At 54.2% G+C, this 17552-nt stretch carries 15 protein-coding genes; 4 read left to right on the top strand and 11 right to left on the bottom strand.

Going from position 1 to position 17552, the window contains the following annotated elements; all coding sequences use genetic code 11:
• From deoA to ACYP03_RS08945, 6 genes are all read right to left on the bottom strand, one after another.
• Positions 1-1332, bottom strand: a complete 1332-nt coding sequence (gene deoA / locus ACYP03_RS08970; RefSeq protein ID WP_459779275.1) for a thymidine phosphorylase — start codon at positions 1330-1332, stop codon at positions 1-3.
• Between the two features lie 175 nt (positions 1333-1507).
• Entirely contained in the window at positions 1508-2281 is a 774-nt protein-coding gene (gene deoC, locus ACYP03_RS08965; protein WP_248141299.1) for a deoxyribose-phosphate aldolase, read from the bottom strand.
• 402 nt (positions 2282-2683) lie between these two features.
• Positions 2684-2854, bottom strand: a complete 171-nt coding sequence (locus ACYP03_RS08960) for a XapX domain-containing protein (protein ID WP_036751405.1) — start codon at positions 2852-2854, stop codon at positions 2684-2686.
• A gap of 317 nt (positions 2855-3171) precedes the next feature.
• Positions 3172-4455 carry a NupC/NupG family nucleoside CNT transporter gene (locus tag ACYP03_RS08955; protein ID WP_248141300.1) on the bottom strand — a complete coding sequence of 428 codons (1284 nt, stop codon included), beginning with the start codon at positions 4453-4455 and terminating at the stop codon, positions 3172-3174.
• Between the two features lie 211 nt (positions 4456-4666).
• Positions 4667-5467: a TatD family hydrolase gene (locus ACYP03_RS08950; protein ID WP_330960548.1), complete on the bottom strand. Its 801-nt coding sequence runs from the start codon at positions 5465-5467 to the stop codon at positions 4667-4669.
• Positions 5454-5672: a hypothetical protein gene (locus ACYP03_RS08945; RefSeq protein WP_330960547.1), complete on the bottom strand. Its 219-nt coding sequence runs from the start codon at positions 5670-5672 to the stop codon at positions 5454-5456. Before ACYP03_RS08945 ends, ACYP03_RS08950 begins: the two co-directional genes overlap by 14 nt.
• Positions 5673-5900: 228 nt before the next feature.
• Between ACYP03_RS08945 and ACYP03_RS08940 the strand changes: the two genes are divergently transcribed.
• The gene (locus ACYP03_RS08940) at positions 5901-8579 is read left to right on the top strand and encodes an ImpA family metalloprotease (RefSeq protein ID WP_330960546.1); all 2679 of its coding nucleotides are present in this window, start codon (positions 5901-5903) and stop codon (positions 8577-8579) included.
• A gap of 98 nt (positions 8580-8677) precedes the next feature.
• Here ACYP03_RS08940 and prfC read toward each other — a convergent pair whose 3' ends face one another.
• Positions 8678-10258 carry a peptide chain release factor 3 gene (gene prfC, locus ACYP03_RS08935; RefSeq protein WP_459779274.1) on the bottom strand — a complete coding sequence of 527 codons (1581 nt, stop codon included), beginning with the start codon at positions 10256-10258 and terminating at the stop codon, positions 8678-8680.
• A 400-nt stretch (positions 10259-10658) separates the two neighbouring features.
• Positions 10659-11105 (bottom strand): ubiquinone anaerobic biosynthesis accessory factor UbiT, encoded by a 447-nt coding sequence (gene ubiT / locus ACYP03_RS08930; protein ID WP_459779273.1) that lies wholly within the window; start codon positions 11103-11105, stop codon positions 10659-10661.
• Between the two features lie 247 nt (positions 11106-11352).
• Here ubiT and ubiU point away from each other — a divergent pair, with 247 nt between their 5' ends.
• Together ubiU and ACYP03_RS08920 are read left to right on the top strand one after the other, a co-directional pair.
• Positions 11353-12360 (top strand): ubiquinone anaerobic biosynthesis protein UbiU, encoded by a 1008-nt coding sequence (gene ubiU, locus ACYP03_RS08925; RefSeq protein WP_459779272.1) that lies wholly within the window; start codon positions 11353-11355, stop codon positions 12358-12360.
• A 13-nt stretch (positions 12361-12373) separates the two neighbouring features.
• The gene (locus ACYP03_RS08920) at positions 12374-13255 is read left to right on the top strand and encodes a U32 family peptidase (protein ID WP_459779271.1); all 882 of its coding nucleotides are present in this window, start codon (positions 12374-12376) and stop codon (positions 13253-13255) included.
• A 146-nt stretch (positions 13256-13401) separates the two neighbouring features.
• Here ACYP03_RS08920 and metE read toward each other — a convergent pair whose 3' ends face one another.
• On the bottom strand, positions 13402-15678 hold the full coding sequence (metE, locus tag ACYP03_RS08915) for a 5-methyltetrahydropteroyltriglutamate--homocysteine S-methyltransferase (RefSeq protein WP_330960543.1): 2277 nt from the start codon (positions 15676-15678) through the stop codon (positions 13402-13404).
• Positions 15679-15787: 109 nt separating this feature from the next.
• On the opposite strand from metE, the gene ACYP03_RS08910 reads away from it, so the two are divergent.
• On the top strand, positions 15788-16696 hold the full coding sequence (locus ACYP03_RS08910; protein WP_459779270.1) for a LysR substrate-binding domain-containing protein: 909 nt from the start codon (positions 15788-15790) through the stop codon (positions 16694-16696).
• Here the strand turns inward: ACYP03_RS08910 and rimI are convergent, their stop codons facing one another.
• Both rimI and ACYP03_RS08900 read right to left on the bottom strand, forming a co-directional pair.
• Positions 16697-17134 (bottom strand): ribosomal protein S18-alanine N-acetyltransferase, encoded by a 438-nt coding sequence (rimI, locus tag ACYP03_RS08905; protein ID WP_248141309.1) that lies wholly within the window; start codon positions 17132-17134, stop codon positions 16697-16699.
• A 10-nt stretch (positions 17135-17144) separates the two neighbouring features.
• Entirely contained in the window at positions 17145-17546 is a 402-nt protein-coding gene (locus ACYP03_RS08900) for a DNA polymerase III subunit psi (RefSeq protein ID WP_248141310.1), read from the bottom strand.
• Positions 17547-17552: the final 6 nt, after the last annotated feature.

Raw genomic sequence — 17552 nt, 5'->3', positions numbered from 1 at the left:
TTAGACATCTTCAGCACGAATACGACGGTAAACGTCAGGTGTCGCAGCTGGTGCCTGCTCAGTGATTGTAATTGCCTGACGCACGGCATGGGCAGCTTCCTGCCATTGTGCTTCATTACGGGCATGAATGACGGCAAGTGGTGTCTGGCTGTCCACTGTCTGACCCAGGCGGATCATGTCAGTCAGACCCACAGCATAATCAATGCTGTCTGTCGCCACTTTACGGCCACCGCCCATGCTGACGACCGCCATGCCCAGAGCACGGGTGTCCATCGCACCGGCAAAGCCGCTGTTTTGCGCAAACACAGGTTTGATGATCTCTGCGTTTGCCAGGTAATTGTTATAGTTTTCAACAAAATCGGCCGGGCCACCCAGGCCGTGAACCATCTTGCCGAAGCGCTCTGCTGCCGCACCGTTATCCAGTACCGCCTGCAGTTTAGTGCGGGCTTCACGGTCATCTTTGGCCAGCCCTGCATTCAGCAACATGTCGGCACACAACGCCATGGTGACTTCGAACAGACGCGGGTTGCGGTATTCACCGGTCAGGAACTGAACGGCCTCACGCACTTCCACTGCGTTCCCGGCACTGGACGCCAGCACCTGGTTCATGTCCGTCAGCAGCGCTGTGGTCTTGGTACCTGCACAGTTTGCCACGGCAACGATTGATTTCGCCAGTTCTTCTGAAGCTTCGTAGGTCGGCATAAAGGCACCGGAACCCACTTTCACGTCCATCACCAGAGATTCCAGGCCAGCGGCCAGTTTCTTGGACAGAATGGATGCCGTGATCAGCGAAATATTATCAACAGTCGCCGTGATATCCCGGGTCGCATACACGCGTTTGTCGGCCGGTGCCAGATCGCCGGTCTGACCGATAATCGCCACACCGGCATCTTTGGTCACCTGACCGAAAACGTCGTTCGACGGCATGATGTTATAGCCCGGAATAGACTCCAGTTTATCCAGCGTGCCGCCGGTATGACCCAGACCGCGGCCGGAGATCATTGGTACGAAGCCGCCGCAGGCAGCAACCATCGGACCAAGCATCAGAGAAGTCACGTCACCCACACCACCGGTGGAGTGTTTGTCGACAATCGGGCCACCGAAATTCATGTGGTCCCAGTTCAGCACCATGCCGGAATCTCGCATCGCACAGGTCAGTGCAACACGCTCGTCCATGGTCATATCGTTGAAGTACACCGCCATTGCAAAAGCTGCAATCTGTCCTTCAGACACTGTGTCTTTGGCGATGCCCTGAATAAAAAAGTTGATTTCGTCTCGGGTCAACGCAATATTATCGCGTTTTTTGCGGATGATTTCCTGAGGTAAGTACATAAGATGCCTCGACGTGGCTGAGGAAAGGCAGAAAATGCTGCGAAAGGAAATAGGATTCCGTCAGCAGTCCAGCCGTCACGGCTCTGCCTGTCCTTATATTTGGCTGTTCCTGTGGCAGCCGGTGCTCAGACCCGCCGCCACAGACCAGTATTCCGTATGGATGAAGTCGTCAGACTCAGTAACCGCCTTCCGCGGCTTTTTCACCTTCACCCAATGTGTGCAGCAGATTTGCCAGCAAGCTGGACGCACCAAAACGGTAGTGCGCGCTGTCGGCCCAGTCTGCACCCAGAATACGATCGGCCATGGCCAGGAACTGCGCTGCATCTTCAGCAGTTCTTACGCCACCCGCAGGCTTAAAGCCTACTTTGTCCTGCACGCCCATGTCTTTGATCACGGTCAGCATAATCTCAGCGGCTTCCGGAGTTGCATTCACAGGCACCTTACCGGTAGAAGTCTTGATGAAGTCAGCACCCGCCTTGATAGAAATTTCTGAAGCCAGACGGATCAGCGCCGGATCTTTGAGTTCACCGGTTTCAATGATCACTTTCAGCAGGATGTCGCCACACGCCGCTTTACACTGTTTCACCAGCTCAAAGCCGACTTCTTCGTTCCCTGCAATCAGAGCACGGTACGGGAAAACCACGTCCACTTCATCAGCGCCGTAAGCCACTGCAGCCTTGGTTTCTGCTACCGCAATCTCAATGTCATCGTTGCCGTGCGGGAAGTTGGTCACTGTGGCAATGCGGACTTCCGGCGTGCCCTGCTCGCGCAGTTGCTTTTTGGCAACCGGGATAAAACGAGGATAGATACAAATTGCCGCAGTATTGCCTACCGGGGTTTTTGCGTTCTTACACAGCTCGATCACTTTGGCATCCGTATCGTCATCGTTCAGTGTGGTCAGATCCATCAGTTTTAACGCACGCAGTGCCGCTGTTTTTAAATCGCTCATGACTTTCTCCAGTCGAAATTGCTCTACCAAGTGTTCTGCTCCGCTGTCCCAGACCCGGCTTCTTTGCCGGCCATTGTAGCCACAGAGAAACAGAAGCGGACTTGATTCCGTGAAGACTCAGGCTAACCTGATTGACATCCTTTTCACCGCGTAAGTGGGTTTCCGAACGCTTTCCGAACGGGTAATCCCCTTACCAGCCATTCAGTTCACAGCCTGATTCACAAAAAAACCATCAGACTGCTTTCATGCAGAATCCATCATTCTGCAACCTTTCGCTGTCATATTACCAAGCCATATTCAGGCGAACCATCATTCAGACGTTTCCCAGCGTGGATAATGTGTTGACCAATTCACCCGGTGGCTGACGGCTTTTCCGCAGGCTGAAATCCTGCGTCTTCACACTCAGGAAAAGAACCGTTCGATGATCCACTGATACAGCTGACCGCCCACATAGACGCCAACAATGCCCATGACGCCTGATAATACTGGCGGTGCCGGAATCGGCAGTTTCAGTGCTGAAAATAACAAACCAACGATGACACCAGCGAGTAAAGCGAATACAACTTCATTCATGGCCTGCTCCAGTCCGGTGGCAGCCGCTGACACCGCGACAGCCGGAAAACACTCACAGAGTGTAGACCGCAGGCAACGAAGTGTCCTTTTTCCCGGTTGACCTCAGGAGACATGCTTTGCAAGGGTATAGCATGCGCGTCAGGGCAAGAGGAAAAAAGGCCACAAGACCGCTTTTTGCTATTTTTTACCAGAAAAGATTCAGATAGTTACTGAATTTGTTGGAAAGGCGAAAATCTGTCCGTCTGTCTGACAGACAAATAAAAACGCCACAGCAAACATACTGTGGCGTTTTTGTGCCTAATTAGATTCTGTTCGTCTTACAGTGACAGGAACAGACCTGCAATCGTTGCAGACATCAGGTTAGACAGGGTACCCGCGGCAACGGCTTTCATACCGAAGCGAGCGATGTCGTGACGACGGCTTGGAGCCAGACCGCCCAGACCACCCAGCAGGATTGCAATTGAGGACAGGTTTGCGAAACCACACAGTGCGAAGGAGATGATTGCACGTGTCTTCTCAGACATTGCAGCACCTGTTTCAGCAATCACCATGCCGCCATCAGCTACATCTTTCAGGTAAGGTGTGAAGTTCAGGTAAGCAACGAACTCGTTCACAACCAGTTTCTGACCGATGAAAGAACCGGCAACTTCAGCTTCGTTCCATGGCACACCAATCAGGAAGGCCAGTGGCTTGAAGACATAACCCAGGATCAGTTCCAGAGTCAGCTCAGGCATACCGAACCAGCCACCGATACCACCCAGCATACCGTTGATCAGCGCGATCAAACCGATGAAGGCCAGCAGCATCGCACCTACGTTCAGTGCCAGTTGCATACCGGAAGACGCACCCGCTGCAGCCGCATCAATTACGTTTGCAGGTTTGTCATCGTGGCTGTCATCGTCGCCGCCCATTTGCTCAACAGGCTTCTCAGTTTCAGGCTTGATGATTTTCGCAAACAGCAGACCACCAGGAGCCGCCATGAAGGATGCCGCGATCAGATATTCCAGAGGAACACCCATCGATGCGTAACCTGCCAGTACACCACCCGCAACAGATGCCAGACCACCACACATGACCGCAAACAGCTCAGATTGAGTCATTTTAGGTACAAACGGACGCACAACCAGTGGTGCTTCAGTCTGACCTACGAAAATGTTTGCTGTTGCAGACATAGATTCGGCACGAGAGGTACCCAGAGCTTTTTGCAGTGCGCCACCCAGAATGTTGATGACAAACTGCATCACACCCAGATAGTACAGCACGCTGATCAGCGCAGAGAAGAAAACGATAACAGGCAGTACTTTCAGTGCGAAGACGAAACCGCCGCCACCGAAGACTTCAAACATCTTGCCTGATACCAGGCCGCCGAACAGGAAAGAAATACCCTGATCACCGTAACCAATCACATTGGCAACAGCTTGCGATACACCATACAGCGCATCACGGCCTACCGGTACATACAGAACGAATGCACCAAAGAAAAATTGGATGGCAAACGCGCCCCCAACAGTACGTACGTTAATAGCTTTGCGGTTATCAGACAGCAGCACGGCTACCAGCAGCAGCACAACCATCCCAACCAGGCTCATAAACAGGCTCATGGTTTATGGCATCCCTATAGTTAAAATTTGGCGTCTCGACAATTCGGCTCACAAGGAGTCGGGCGCATTATACGCATGGCAACTATCAGCATGTAATGCACACGTCACACTTTGGTTGGCAACCGAGTGAAAGTTGAACATCAAGTGTGATGGCAATCACACTCAAGTTCCACTTGATGCACAATAAAAAGCCAAATAAACGTCAGAATCTTCAAATTTGAGAAGGCAATGCAAACAAGACTTCTGCATTTTTGTTAGTCGCCTGTGTTAACTGGGCTACTGACTCTGATCTCAGTTCCGTCAGAGCGTTCAAAACCTGCACGACTCTGTCCGGACGGTTCGGCTCTCCCTGGAAACCAGCCGGTGGCATATCCGGCGCGTCAGTTTCCAGCAACAATGCATCAAGAGGCAACTGAGCTATTGTAGTGCGAGTTTTGTTTGCTCTGCGATAGGTGATCGTACCACCGACACCAATTTTGATACCTAGATCAAGAAGTTGAGTCGCTTGCTGCAAACTGCCACTGAAAGCGTGATAAACCCCTCCCCGAACCGGCGAACAGGATTTCAGACACTTTAGCAATTCAGGGAAAGCCTTCCGGCAATGAAGAATCACGGGCAGGTTAAACTGATTGGACAGGGAAAGCTGCGCTGAAAGCCAGTCGGTTTGCTGGCGGCGGTCCGCATCCGGAATGGCGAAATCGAGCCCGCATTCGCCCACCGCAACACAACACGGGTCATTCCGGGCCTGTTCAAGCGCCTGTTCCAGCCGTGCCAGCGTCTGTGGTCCGTGCTCCTCTGCAAAGTACGGATGCATCCCCAGGGCATAAAACAGCGCCGGTGCCGTCGGCCCGCCGGTGTGACACAGATTTCTGACCTGCTGCCAGTTCTGCTCCCCGACCGACGGAATCACGATATGGCTGACACCTGCCTGCCGGGCCAAATCGAGATAGTAGCCGGAATTGTCCGCAAAGGGCGGGAAATCAAAATGGCAGTGGCTGTCAATCAGTTGCACGCGGCTCACCGTTGTCTCGGGTCTGGCTCTGAGTTTGGGCCTGGCTCTGGCAGGCTTTCAACCGGGCTGCCCGCTGCGCAGGATGACGGGCATCATCTTCATCATAGCGGACCGGCGCACAACAGCGACGGTTTTCCGGAATCAATCCCATGCGCTCACACCAGGCGTCGTACCGTGCAAGCCAGCTTCGAATGACGTTCAGCATTTGTATGGACTCAAAAAAGAAGAGAGCCTGATTATTTCAGGCTTGCCGAATGAAAGAAACGGCTCCCGCATATTTTCGGGACTCAAAGCACCGGCGCGGAAACACAGCATTACATCCATCACAGTGCGATAAATTTTTCGCGATTCACCCCAAGTTTTCTGGCATTTCACATATAAAACTGCCGTTTATGATACTAAGCATCATAAAACTCATAAAAACGACTTCAGAATGAAAAAGCTCAGTTCCATACTTTTATGTCTTTCGCTGGCAGCATGCGGCGGTGGCGGAGATACAAAAAATGACGGCCAGAATGCAAGCGGGGCAAACTTGCCCCTGGATCCGATCAATGCCGCGGTGAAACTGGGCGATCCCCGACTGCTGCCCAGCGACAGTGCTGCACTGGAACAACGTATCGCAACCATCATCAGTAAGGAACATTCCAGTCTGGCTTCGCTACAGAGCCAGATTTTTGGCCAGAATACGATCCAGTACGATCCCGGCAGAAACTCCCGCTATTTCAGCCTGAAGCATCTGACCAGTGCGAAAGAACTGATCACGGGAAATCAGGGCTATCCCCTGGTTACCCTGAGAGATGCAAAAGAGCGACGCAGCGTGGCCTTTGGCACCAATATCCTACGTGAGCTGGATGCCGGTTCCCACGGCGATTTTGCATCGAACATGCAAAAAATCATCGACTGGCTGCTGGTCCCCGCACTGAGCACGGGCCGTTCCGACCTCAAAGTGTCGTTTACGCTGCTCAGCAGCAGTCACTTTAATCAGTCCAAGAACTGGCTGCAAAGCCGCTACCCAAACCTGACGTTTACCCTGTGTGAAGATGAAGCTCAGCTGTCTGACTGCCTGTCACAAGCCGATCTGATCATCACCGGGACCAGCGGTTCGTTCAGCGAGCACAGTGTAACCACTGCACTGGATGCAGCAGCAGCCCGCAAGCGCGCCATGCTCTATGTGCACACCAACAGCTGGAACTCAACGCCACTGACCAACCCGGTTCTGAGCTACTTTGGCGTACAGACGCAAGCCGTCGGCGGTGCCGGCAATTATTTTACCCAGGATAAGGCCAACTGGTCGTCAGCCGCAGAGATGCGGGACCAGACCGGCTCTCTATCCGGCATTGAAACACTGATTGCCCGTCTCCGGGACAACAGCTTCAGCTTCCATATTGCAGATTGCGAAGATGACAATAACAGCTGCGACAATCTTCCGGCCTTCGGTACCGAGTTTCTGACACCGGCAGAATCACTGCGTGCCATTGTTCGCAATGTTGATGAATCCGCGACCGACATCTTCACATTGCCGGATGATTACACGCTGGAAAAACACCTGATCCTGCTTGCAGATCAATACCGGAAAAACGTCCGTTTCCCGATGTCAAAAAACAGCACCCCGACACTGACGTTTTTGAGAAGCTACTTTGCCGACCATCTGGTGTATAACACGCGTCAGATCAATCCGGTCCAGCCGGATCTGGGGAATTTCAGCCGCACCGATTTCAGCCATGTCTCCCCGGCAGAGCAAACCGTCACGCTGACCAGCCGGACACCGTGGCGTGCCGCCGGTGTTTATGCCCTGCCGGGACAGACCCTGACCGTCACCCGGACAGACCCTCACAGCGACGTGGCCGCCCGGATTTTTATCAATACCCAGCGTGCGACTTCCACCAAACCGATGGCACCGAATGACGGCTACAACCGGCCGAAATTCCTGCAGTCACATCCGGTCACCATCCAGGCCGGCGAGACCATCCACCTGACATCACCTTATGGCGGCCCGGTTCAGGTTGGCTTTACAGACAAAGGGACCGAGATGACCTTTGCATTTCGTCAGATTGGCCAGCATCCGTACTGGAAACCGGGTGAGAATGATGCTGCCTTCATCACGGCGGTGAACAACAACGCCTACGACTGGGCCGAAGTGGCGACCGAACATTTTGAGATCCACTCACGAAACAGCCGGATGCAAACCACGCTGTCTGAAAACAGCCGCTGGGATACACCGGGAGAAATGGCCACATTCATCCAGACTTATCACCACAGCGCTCTCCGGGCACTCGCGGGCTATCATGGCGAGAACATTACGCCGATCAGTGAAGTGGATTCTTTTGCTGCTGCCCATACCCTGAATATTCCTGAATGGGATCAGGTTCAGCATATGAATGCCGACCAACCCACCTGCGGCTACGGCTGCTCGGGTAACCCCTATGATGCCGGCTGGGCATTCAGCGTGCTGGGCCATGGTGACCTGCATGAGGTCGGACATAACGTTGAAAGCGGACGCTTCAAATTCAACGGCTTTGAAGGCCATGCCACCACCAACTTCTATTCCTATTATGCGAAATCTCTGGCAACCGTAAATGAGCCGGGCTACGAGCACCAGTGCCAGTCTCTGCCTTTCGACACCATTCTGGCCGATATCCAGCAAAGTCAGCTGGAAACCGATCCGGCTGCCTATATGGCGGGACGGGGATACAGCAGTTGGAGTCAGGGCGCGGCACTGGTGGTCGAAATGATGATGCATGCGCAGGACAAAGGCGCCCTGAGCAATGGCTGGCACCTGATCCCTCGCCTGCACCTGCTGGACAAAGCGTTTTCGGATGCCGATAACGATGATGCCAGCTGGGATGCAACAAAAGCATCACTGGGCTTCTCCACCTACAGCCGTGCTGAAGCGGGGACGCTGAGCAATAACGACTGGCTGCTGATCGCTGCCAGTTATGCGACGGGTCTCGACTACCGGCCGTATCTGGATTTGCTGGGCCTGAACTACAGCAGCAAAGCCGGCAGTCAGGTGGCCGCATTTGGCAATACGGCCGTCGACAAGGCGTTCTTCAAGCCAGCTTCGAACAGCGCCTATTGTGACAGTCTGAACCAGCCCAAGACCTTCTTCTGAGGCCGGATTCACTCATAAAAAAAGCCCCTGAGATCAGGGGCCTTTTTTGTTTCAGTGCAGCGTGCTGTTTCACGACTGTACTTTATCTGTTCTGCGAATCAGTGCTCACGGGTCGCACGGAAGTCAACTTCCGGGAAGCGCTCTTTCGCCAGGTTCAGGTTCACCATGGTTGGGGCGATGTAAGTGAGATTGTCTCCACCGTCCAGTGCCAGGTTCACTTCATTCTTGCGACGGAATTCGTCGAATTTCTTCGCATCATCGCATTCCACCCAGCGGGCCGTCGCAACGTTCACACCTTCGTAAATCGCTTCGACGTTGTACTCAGATTTCAGACGGGCCACAACCACGTCGAACTGCAGCACACCGACTGCACCCACAATCAGATCATTGTTCTGCAGCGGACGGAACACCTGGACGGCGCCTTCTTCCGACAACTGAACCAGACCTTTCAGCAGTTGCTTCTGCTTCAGCGGATCTTTCAGGCGGATACGACGGAACAATTCCGGCGCGAAGTTCGGGATCCCGGAGAACTTCAGGCTTTCACCCTGCGTAAAGGTATCACCAATCTGGATCGTCCCGTGGTTGTGCAGACCGATGATGTCACCGGCGTAGGCATTTTCCGCGCGGGCACGGTCACCGGCCATAAAGGTCACAGCATCCGAAATGCTGACATTTTTGCCGGTCCGGACATGGTTCATCTTCATGCCCTGCGTGTAAGTTCCCGAAACGACACGCATGAAGGCAATCCGGTCACGGTGTTTCGGATCCATGTTCGCCTGAATCTTAAACACGAAACCAGAGAATTTCTCTTCTTCCGCTTCGACCTGACGCTCATTCGCCTGACGCGGCAGCGGCGCAGGCGCCCATTCGGTCAGGCCGTCCAGCATGTGGTCGACCCCGAAGTTACCCAACGCGGTCCCGAAGAAGACCGGTGTCAGTTCACCCTTCAGGAACTGTTCATGATCAAACTCGTGTGATGCGCCCAGCACCAGTTCCAGTTCATCACGTAACTGCCCGGCCAGATCTTCACCCACAGCCGCATCCAGCTCCGGGTTATCCAGACCTTTAACAATCCGTACTTCCTGAATAGTGTGACCCTGACCGGTTGCGTACAGAATCGTTTCGTCACGGTGAATGTGGTACACACCCTTGAACTCTTTACCACAGCCAATCGGCCAGCTCACCGGCGCACAGGCAATGTTCAGCTCACTTTCCACTTCATCCATCAGTTCCATCGGATCACGGATGTCGCGGTCAAGTTTGTTCATGAAAGTGACAATCGGTGTATCACGCAGACGGGTCACTTCCATCAGCTTACGGGTCCGGTCCTCAACACCTTTCGCCGCATCGATGACCATCAGACAGGAGTCCACCGCTGTCAGCGTACGATAGGTATCTTCCGAGAAATCTTCGTGTCCCGGGGTATCGAGCAGGTTCACCAGACAGTCATTGTACGGAAACTGCATCACGGAGGTCGTTACCGAGATACCACGCTCTTTTTCCATCTCCATCCAGTCGGACTTGGCATGCTGATTTGAGCCGCGGCCTTTAACCGTACCGGCACGCTGTAAAGCGTTTCCGAACAGCAGAACTTTTTCTGTAATCGTGGTTTTACCCGCATCCGGGTGAGAAATGATGGCAAACGTGCGGCGTTTACCCACTTCGGTTAAAAAAGACATATTCAGTGCAGATCCAGTTATCGAATAAAGTCAGCCCAGGCAGGCCAGCATTCTGGCTCAGGCGCCCGGTATTCCAGTTGAGTTTGACCCGGTTCAGTCCGGGTGTTGGCTGATTAACCTGTGGTTACATCCTGGCCTCTGTTCGCTCTTCTGTGCCGTTTCGGCGATGGGAATGACTCTGTACCAGGCCATCACAAGATGCCCGGGGGATTAAGATGGCGGAATTATACGCAAAGTCAGCGCAAAGAAACAGTCACTCGCAGCCAAAGCTGCGAGCATTCTTTTGAACTGCCGCGGTGGGTACGCTCTGAGGCAGTTCACAACCGGCAGCCAGACCCGGTTCAGACAATCGGCAGGACCTGTATGCCGCGATTCAGAGCAGCAGAAACCATGAACGGTTTCACTCAGCAGCAAACACTGCAGCGGCCTTGTCCAGTACCCTCACCAGAGGCTGAGGCAGGCTGTCCATATCCAGACTGTCGAGCTGATTTTTCACCGCCAGTCCCAGTTCGGTATCCCCTTCCATCTTCAGCCGGCGCTGAAAGAACAGGGTATCCGGATCCACCTTGCGGGACGCGATACGCAACAGATCCCGGCTGGCTGCCCGCATCACCGCGTCGGGTTCCATCACGGCGGGCTGCACAGCCAAACGTTGATTGACCAGAGACACAGTAAATTGCCAGTCGATATCGGCCACAACGATAGTCACCGTTCGTCCGACCAGAAAGTCCAGCTCGCCTTCTTCAATTGCCTCGTGGAACACTTTGGCGAGCCCCAGCTCAATCACCGTCTGATGCACAAAAAAAGGTATTAGCCGGCAATGCAGACCAAGCAGCCTCGGGGCCATCTCTTGAAGCCGTGAAAATTTTGGGGAATACACCGTGCTGTCCTCTTCTTTTGGTTGTATTGCCGTCATCCTAGGCCAACAGCAGTCACCGCTTCCTGCGATAAATCAATATTTTCACCCGCCCCGCCCGTCCTCGATCAAAAGCCAGTTCTGAAAAACACCACAAAACCTGAGTCATATCAACACGGCCGTCCGTCAGCTCAATAAGATGTCGGACAGCATTTTATGAACCATCAGGAGCATTCACATGGAGCTGCTCTGCCCGGCAGGAAATCTGCCCGCACTCAAAACCGCCATCGACAATGGTGCCGATGCGGTCTACATCGGTTTTAAAGACGACACCAATGCCCGGCATTTTGCCGGTCTGAACTTTGAGGGTAAGCGTCTGGAACAAGCGGCAGACTACGTCCGCAAACACGGGCGAAAGCTGCACATTGCCCTCAACACCTTCGCTCACCCTGACGGTTTTGGCCGCTGGCAGCAGGCGGTCGACAAAGCCGCCGCCCTGGGCGTTGATGCTCTGATCGTCGCCGACATTGCCGTGCTCGATTACGCGGCTCGTCGCTACCCGGATCTCGAACTGCACTTATCGGTTCAGGCATCGGCCACCAACACGGAAGCCATTCGCTTTTACCGCGATAATTTCAACGTGAAACGGGTCGTCCTGCCCCGGGTCCTGTCGATTCATCAGGTCAGGCAACTGGCGCGCAATACCGATGCCGAACTGGAAGTCTTCGCTTTCGGCAGTCTCTGCATCATGGCGGAGGGGCGCTGCTATCTGTCGTCCTATCTTACGGGCGAATCGCCCAATACCGTCGGTGCCTGCTCGCCAGCCAAGTTTGTCCGCTGGCAGGAAACGCCGCAGGGGCTGGAGTCACGGCTCAACGGCATATTGATCGACCGCTATCAGGACCACGAAAAAGCCGGTTATCCCACCTTGTGTAAGGGACGATTTGAAACCTGCGTCGATGGGCAGTCTCAGCGTTCCCATGTGTTGGAGTCCCCCACCAGCCTCAATACTCTGAGCCTGTTGCCGGAGCTGTTTGCCGCCGGGATTGCTTCGGTCAAAATTGAAGGCCGTCAGCGCAGTCAGGCCTATGTCGCTGAAGTCACCCGCACCTGGCGTCAGGCCATCGACAGTTACCGGGCCAGCCCGGAAGCCTATCAGGTCCGGCCTGCATGGGAAAAGGCCCTGAGCGACCTGTCCGAAGGGTCACAAACCACACTGGGCGCGTATCAGCGACAGTGGCAATAACAGGAGAACTGCAATGAAATATTCACTGGGGCCACTGTTATATTTCTGGCCGAAAATTGATGTTGCACAATTCTATGAAGCCGCCTGTACCAGCGCGGCTGACATTGTCTATCTGGGCGAAACCGTCTGTGCCAAACGGCGGGAAATGAAAGTCCGGGACTGGCTGGAACTGGCCAGAATGCTGGCGGCTGCGGGCAAGGAAGTCGTCCTGTCCACCCAGGCACTGCTTGAAGCGCCAAGTGAAGTCAGTGTGCTGAAAAAATACATCGATAATGGTGAATTCAGCATTGAAGCCAACGATGTCTCGGCCATTCATCTTGCCCGGCAACACAAAGTGCCTTTTGTCGTCGGACCGGCGGTCAATTGCTATAACGCCCAGACGATTGCGCTGTTTCTGAAGCAGGGCATGTTCCGATGGTGTATGCCAGTGGAATTGTCACGGGAATGGCTGACCCATGTGCAGCAAGACTGCGACGCACAAGGCATCCGGGGACAGTTTGAGACCGAAGTCTTCAGCTATGGCTACCTGCCGCTCGCCTACTCTGCCCGTTGCTTTACGGCCCGGGCCGAAGGCCGGGGTAAAGATGAATGCGAAACCTGCTGTATTCATTATCCGGAGGGACTGGCCGCGAACAGTCAGGAAGGACAGCGTCTGTTTACCCTCAACGGCATTCAGACCCAGTCCGGTTACTGCTACAACCTGATCAATGATTTGCCCGGGATGCAGGGCCTGGTTGATGTGGTCCGGATCAGTCCGCTCGCCACCGGCACCCTGGATACACTGGCTGAATTCAAAGCGTCTGAGCTGACCTCAGGGCGACACCCGATGGCCGACCGGATTCAGTGTAACGGTTACTGGCACCGGCTGTCGGGGCTGGATACCCGGACGGTCTGAAACCGGATTACTCAGCCCTGCTTCGCACAATCCCCTATGTTGGCAGCAGGGGATTGTGCAGCAGAAGCATCCGGAATCGCCCATAAAAAAAGCTGCCCCGGTTCAGGGGCAGCTTCAATCAGGATGGAATCGATCTTTGGCAGAACTTACGCGTTCGCACGCAGGGTTTTCGCCGCGGCAACCATGTTCTTCAGGGCCGGCAGAACTTCAGCCCACTGGCGGGTTTTCAGACCACAGTCCGGGTTCACCCACAAACGCTCGGCCGGAATACGCTCTGCAGCCAGCTGCATCAGTTTCACCATCTGCGCTTCCGTCGGAATGTTCGGCGAGTGAATATCATACACACCCGGACCGATTTCGTTCGGATACTTGAAGTTATCGAACGCATCCAGCAGTTCCATATCAGAACGCGAAGTCTCAATGGTGATCACATCTGCATCCATATCTGCAATGGAGGCAATGATGTCATTGAACTCGGAGTAACACATATGGGTATGGATCTGAGTTTCATCCGCCACACCGTTGGCCGTGATCCGGAAGGACTCAACCGCCCAGTTCAGGTATTCCTGCCACTCGGACTGACGCAGCGGCAGACCTTCACGCAGTGCTGCTTCATCGATCTGAATGACTTTCACGCCCGCTTTTTCCAGATCCAAGACTTCCTCGCGGATCGCCAGTGCCAGCTGGTAACAGGATACAGCGCGAGGCTGATCGTCGCGGACAAACGACCAGTTCAGAATCGTCACAGGGCCGGTCAGCATGCCTTTCATTGGTTTGTCGGTCAGTGACTGCGCATATTGGGTCCAGGCCACAGTCATTGCGTTCGGACGGCTGATGTCACCGAACAGGATTGGCGGCTTGACGCAACGGGAACCGTAAGACTGCACCCAGCCGAACTGGCTGAAGGCATAACCGTCCAGTTGTTCACCGAAGTATTCCACCATGTCGTTACGCTCGGCCTCACCGTGCACCAGGACATCAAGTTCCAGCGCTTCCTGCTCACGCACCGCGTGGGCAATTTCTGCCTGCATCTGGCTGATGTAAGTCTCCTGATCCAGCTCGCCCTTCTTGAACTTCAGACGCGCCTGGCGAATTTCCGCAGTTTGCGGGAATGAACCAATGGTCGTGGTCGGGAACGCAGGCAGATTCAGGTGTGCGGTCTGCTTGGCAATCCGTTCCGCATACGGATGCTGACGCTCACCCAGCGCCGGAGTAATGGCGGCCACAGCTGCCTGAACGTCCGGGTTGTTGACACGTGTTGACTGACGACGGCTGTCGATCGCCGCCTGATTGTCTGCCAGAGCCTGCGCCACTGAATCACGGCCTTCATTCAGTGCACGGGACAGCACAGAAAGCTCGTCCAGTTTCTGCAGGGCAAACGCCAGCCAGGATTTGATTTCCGCATCCAGCTTCTGCTCGCTGTTCAGATCCACCGGCACGTGCAGCAGTGAACACGAAGGGGCTACCCACAGGCGCTCACCCAGATCACGGGCAATCGGCTCCAGCCAGTTCAGCACGGTATTCAGGTCCGTTTTCCAGATATTCCGGCCGTTGATCACCCCAAGCGACAAGGCTTTGTCCGCAGGCAGCGCCGCAATCACCGCATCGACTTCATTGCGGCCACGCACGGCATCTACATGAAGACCCTGGACCTGCAGATTCACTGCCAGCGACAGGTTTTCTTTCAGTTCGCCGAAGTAAGTTGCCAGCAGCAGCTTCACCTGGCCCTGATTCAGGGTCTGATAAGCTTTATTCAGCGCCTGTTGCCATTCAGCAGACAGTTCGGTGACCAGAATCGGCTCATCGATTTGTACCCACTCGACACCTTTCTCAGCCAGCAGCGTCAGCAGTTGCGCATAAACCGGCAGCAGTTGATCCAACAGATCCAGCTTATTCGAGGCGTCTTTTTCCTTGCCCAGCCACAGGTAGGTCACCGGACCAACCAGGACAGGTTTGACTGCAACGCCCTGCGCTTGTGCTTCTTCCAGTTGTGCCAGCAGACGCTGAGGGTTGAGTTCAAAACGGGTGTCTGCGGTAAATTCAGGCACAATGTAGTGATAGTTGGTATCGAACCACTTGGTCATCTCACCGGCATGCACACAGCTGCAGCCACTGTCATTCGCGGAACGCCCACGGGCAACCCGGAAGTAATTGTCCAGCTCATCGCCCGCCAGACCTTCAACACGGGCCGGAATGTTCCCCAGTGTGAAGCTGGTATCCAGCACCTGATCATAAAAAGAGAAATCGCCAACCGGTGTCAGGTCCAGTGCCGACTGGTGCTGCCAGTGCTTCTGACGCAGTCCCGCCGCCAGTTCTGTCAGCTCACCTTGTGTGCTTTCGCCTTTCCAGTACTTTTCCAGTGCAAATTTCAGTTCACGGTTTGCGCCGATACGTGGGAAACCCAGGTTATGAATTTTAGCCATCTATACGTCCTCCAAAGTTGTTGAAGACATCTTATGGCTATCTAATGATGAATTAAAATGGCATTATTTCATCAACCTATGAAAGTTACTCATGAGTTAAGGACAAATCATGATTGAACGCAGCCATCTGGCAATTCTGCGGGAAGTCCGCCGACTGGGCTCACTGACCGCTGCCGCTGATGCCCTCTATCTCAGCCAGTCGGCGCTCAGCCACAGTATGAAGAAACTGGAGCAGCAGCTCGGGACTCCGGTCTGGACCAAATCGGGCCGCAACCTGCACTTTACTCAGGCCGGAAACTACCTCTTGCGGCTGGCCGAAAGAGTCTTACCGCAATTTGAACATGCCGAAGAACAGATGCAGCAGTTTTCCAGTGGCCAGCGGGGCACACTGCGGATCGGAATGGAGTGCCACCCCTGTTATCAGTGGCTGCTGAAAGTCGTCAACCCATACCTCAAAGCCTGGCCGGATGTCGATGTGGACGTGAAGCAAAAATTTCAGTTTGGCGGGCTGGGTGCTCTGTTCGGCTATGAGATTGATGTGCTGGTCACCCCGGACCCGCTGCTGCGTCCGGGCATCCGGTATATCCCGGTCTTTGATTATGAGCAGGTACTGGTCGTGAATGAGCTGAGTCCGCTGGCATCAGCTGAATACATCACACCGGAGATGTTACTGGATAAAACCCTGATCACTTATCCCGTCGAGCAAAGTCGACTGGATATCTACACCAGTTTTCTCACACCAACCAAGTGCAGTCCGAGAAAACACAAACTGATTGAAACCACAGATATTATGTTACAGATGGTGGCTGCGGACCGGGGAGTGGCTGCACTCCCGAAATGGCTGGCCAAGGAATATGCAGAAAAATTGCCCATCGTTGCTGTTCGACTGGGAGAAACCGGCATTCACAAAAATATTCATCTCGGTGTCAGAGAAACCGATCTGAATGTCGATTATCTCAACGCCTTTATTACGCTGGCAGACTCGTTGTCCGAACATCGTGAATCCGGCGCACAATAATCAGAGTTCAGCCTTCATGATCAGCGCATCTTCACGACCGCTGTCACTGATAGTGCTGTCAGCCCGGTAGTAATTCTCCCGTCGGCTGATCAGTTTAAAACCGCTGGCCAGGTATAACTGGCTGGCGCGGACATTGCCGGCACGAACTTCCAGCCAGATCTCTTCGGCACAATCTGCCCGTGCAGCAGTCACAAACGCCGCCAGTAACTGGCGGCCCAGCCCCTGCCCCTGCATCCGGGGATCAACCGCAATATTGAGCAGACTCGCCTCACCGGCCACCGACTGGCCGAAACAATAACCAGCCACCTGACCGTCGCTCAGCATGGTCAGATTCAGGGCCAGCCGTCCCGGCGTTTCCCGGATTTGACTCTCCGTCCAGGGGAAGCGATGCGCACGCTGCTCAATGGCCCACACATCGTCCAGATGAGCTGCAGACATAGGAACGAATTCAATCATTGAATGCACAAATCTGTTGCCACAGGGCTTTTTTGTCCGCCGGGTGATCATGCATCTGGCTCAAAGCTGCCGAATGCAGGATATGGCAGTCACTCGGCGCGACGCTCTCACATCCTGCAAACCAGCACCAGGTCAGGTGATGCTCACCTAAGTCCGGAAGCGCATGCGGAGGCAAGGCCAGTGCTTGATCCGGGGTCAGTTTCATACTGCGAAGAATATTACCGAACAGCCAGGCATCATGTTCATCCAGAGCCTCTGAAGTCACAAACAGCAACTGACAGCTTTCCGGTAAATCAATCACAGGCTGAGACAAATCAGGAAAACAGTCCGGTTTCCGGATCTGCCAGCTGGTCAGTCCCATTTCCTGCAGAATCTGAATATCTCTTTGCTGCATGGTACT

Source organism: Photobacterium sp. R1 (genome assembly GCF_054600795.1).
The sequence above is the reverse complement of the archived record's forward strand: the minus strand, read 5'-3'. Positions and strand labels throughout refer to the sequence as shown.

What these genes read in the sequence shown, in the direction of transcription:
- deoA (WP_459779275.1), bottom strand. Translation starts at nt 1,332, where the DNA reads ATGTACTTACCTCAGGAAATCATCCGCAAAAAACGCGATAATATTGCG.
- deoC (WP_248141299.1), bottom strand. Translation starts at nt 2,281, where the DNA reads ATGAGCGATTTAAAAACAGCGGCACTGCGTGCGTTAAAACTGATGGAT.
- ACYP03_RS08960 (WP_036751405.1), bottom strand. Translation starts at nt 2,854, where the DNA reads ATGAATGAAGTTGTATTCGCTTTACTCGCTGGTGTCATCGTTGGTTTG.
- ACYP03_RS08955 (WP_248141300.1), bottom strand. Translation starts at nt 4,455, where the DNA reads ATGAGCCTGTTTATGAGCCTGGTTGGGATGGTTGTGCTGCTGCTGGTA.
- ACYP03_RS08945 (WP_330960547.1), bottom strand. Translation starts at nt 5,672, where the DNA reads ATGCTGAACGTCATTCGAAGCTGGCTTGCACGGTACGACGCCTGGTGT.
- ACYP03_RS08940 (WP_330960546.1), top strand. Translation starts at nt 5,901, where the DNA reads ATGAAAAAGCTCAGTTCCATACTTTTATGTCTTTCGCTGGCAGCATGC.
- prfC (WP_459779274.1), bottom strand. Translation starts at nt 10,258, where the DNA reads ATGTCTTTTTTAACCGAAGTGGGTAAACGCCGCACGTTTGCCATCATT.
- ubiT (WP_459779273.1), bottom strand. Translation starts at nt 11,105, where the DNA reads ATGGCCCCGAGGCTGCTTGGTCTGCATTGCCGGCTAATACCTTTTTTT.
- ubiU (WP_459779272.1), top strand. Translation starts at nt 11,353, where the DNA reads ATGGAGCTGCTCTGCCCGGCAGGAAATCTGCCCGCACTCAAAACCGCC.
- ACYP03_RS08920 (WP_459779271.1), top strand. Translation starts at nt 12,374, where the DNA reads ATGAAATATTCACTGGGGCCACTGTTATATTTCTGGCCGAAAATTGAT.
- metE (WP_330960543.1), bottom strand. Translation starts at nt 15,678, where the DNA reads ATGGCTAAAATTCATAACCTGGGTTTCCCACGTATCGGCGCAAACCGT.
- ACYP03_RS08910 (WP_459779270.1), top strand. Translation starts at nt 15,788, where the DNA reads ATGATTGAACGCAGCCATCTGGCAATTCTGCGGGAAGTCCGCCGACTG.
- rimI (WP_248141309.1), bottom strand. Translation starts at nt 17,134, where the DNA reads ATGTCTGCAGCTCATCTGGACGATGTGTGGGCCATTGAGCAGCGTGCG.
- ACYP03_RS08900 (WP_248141310.1), bottom strand. Translation starts at nt 17,546, where the DNA reads ATGCAGCAAAGAGATATTCAGATTCTGCAGGAAATGGGACTGACCAGC.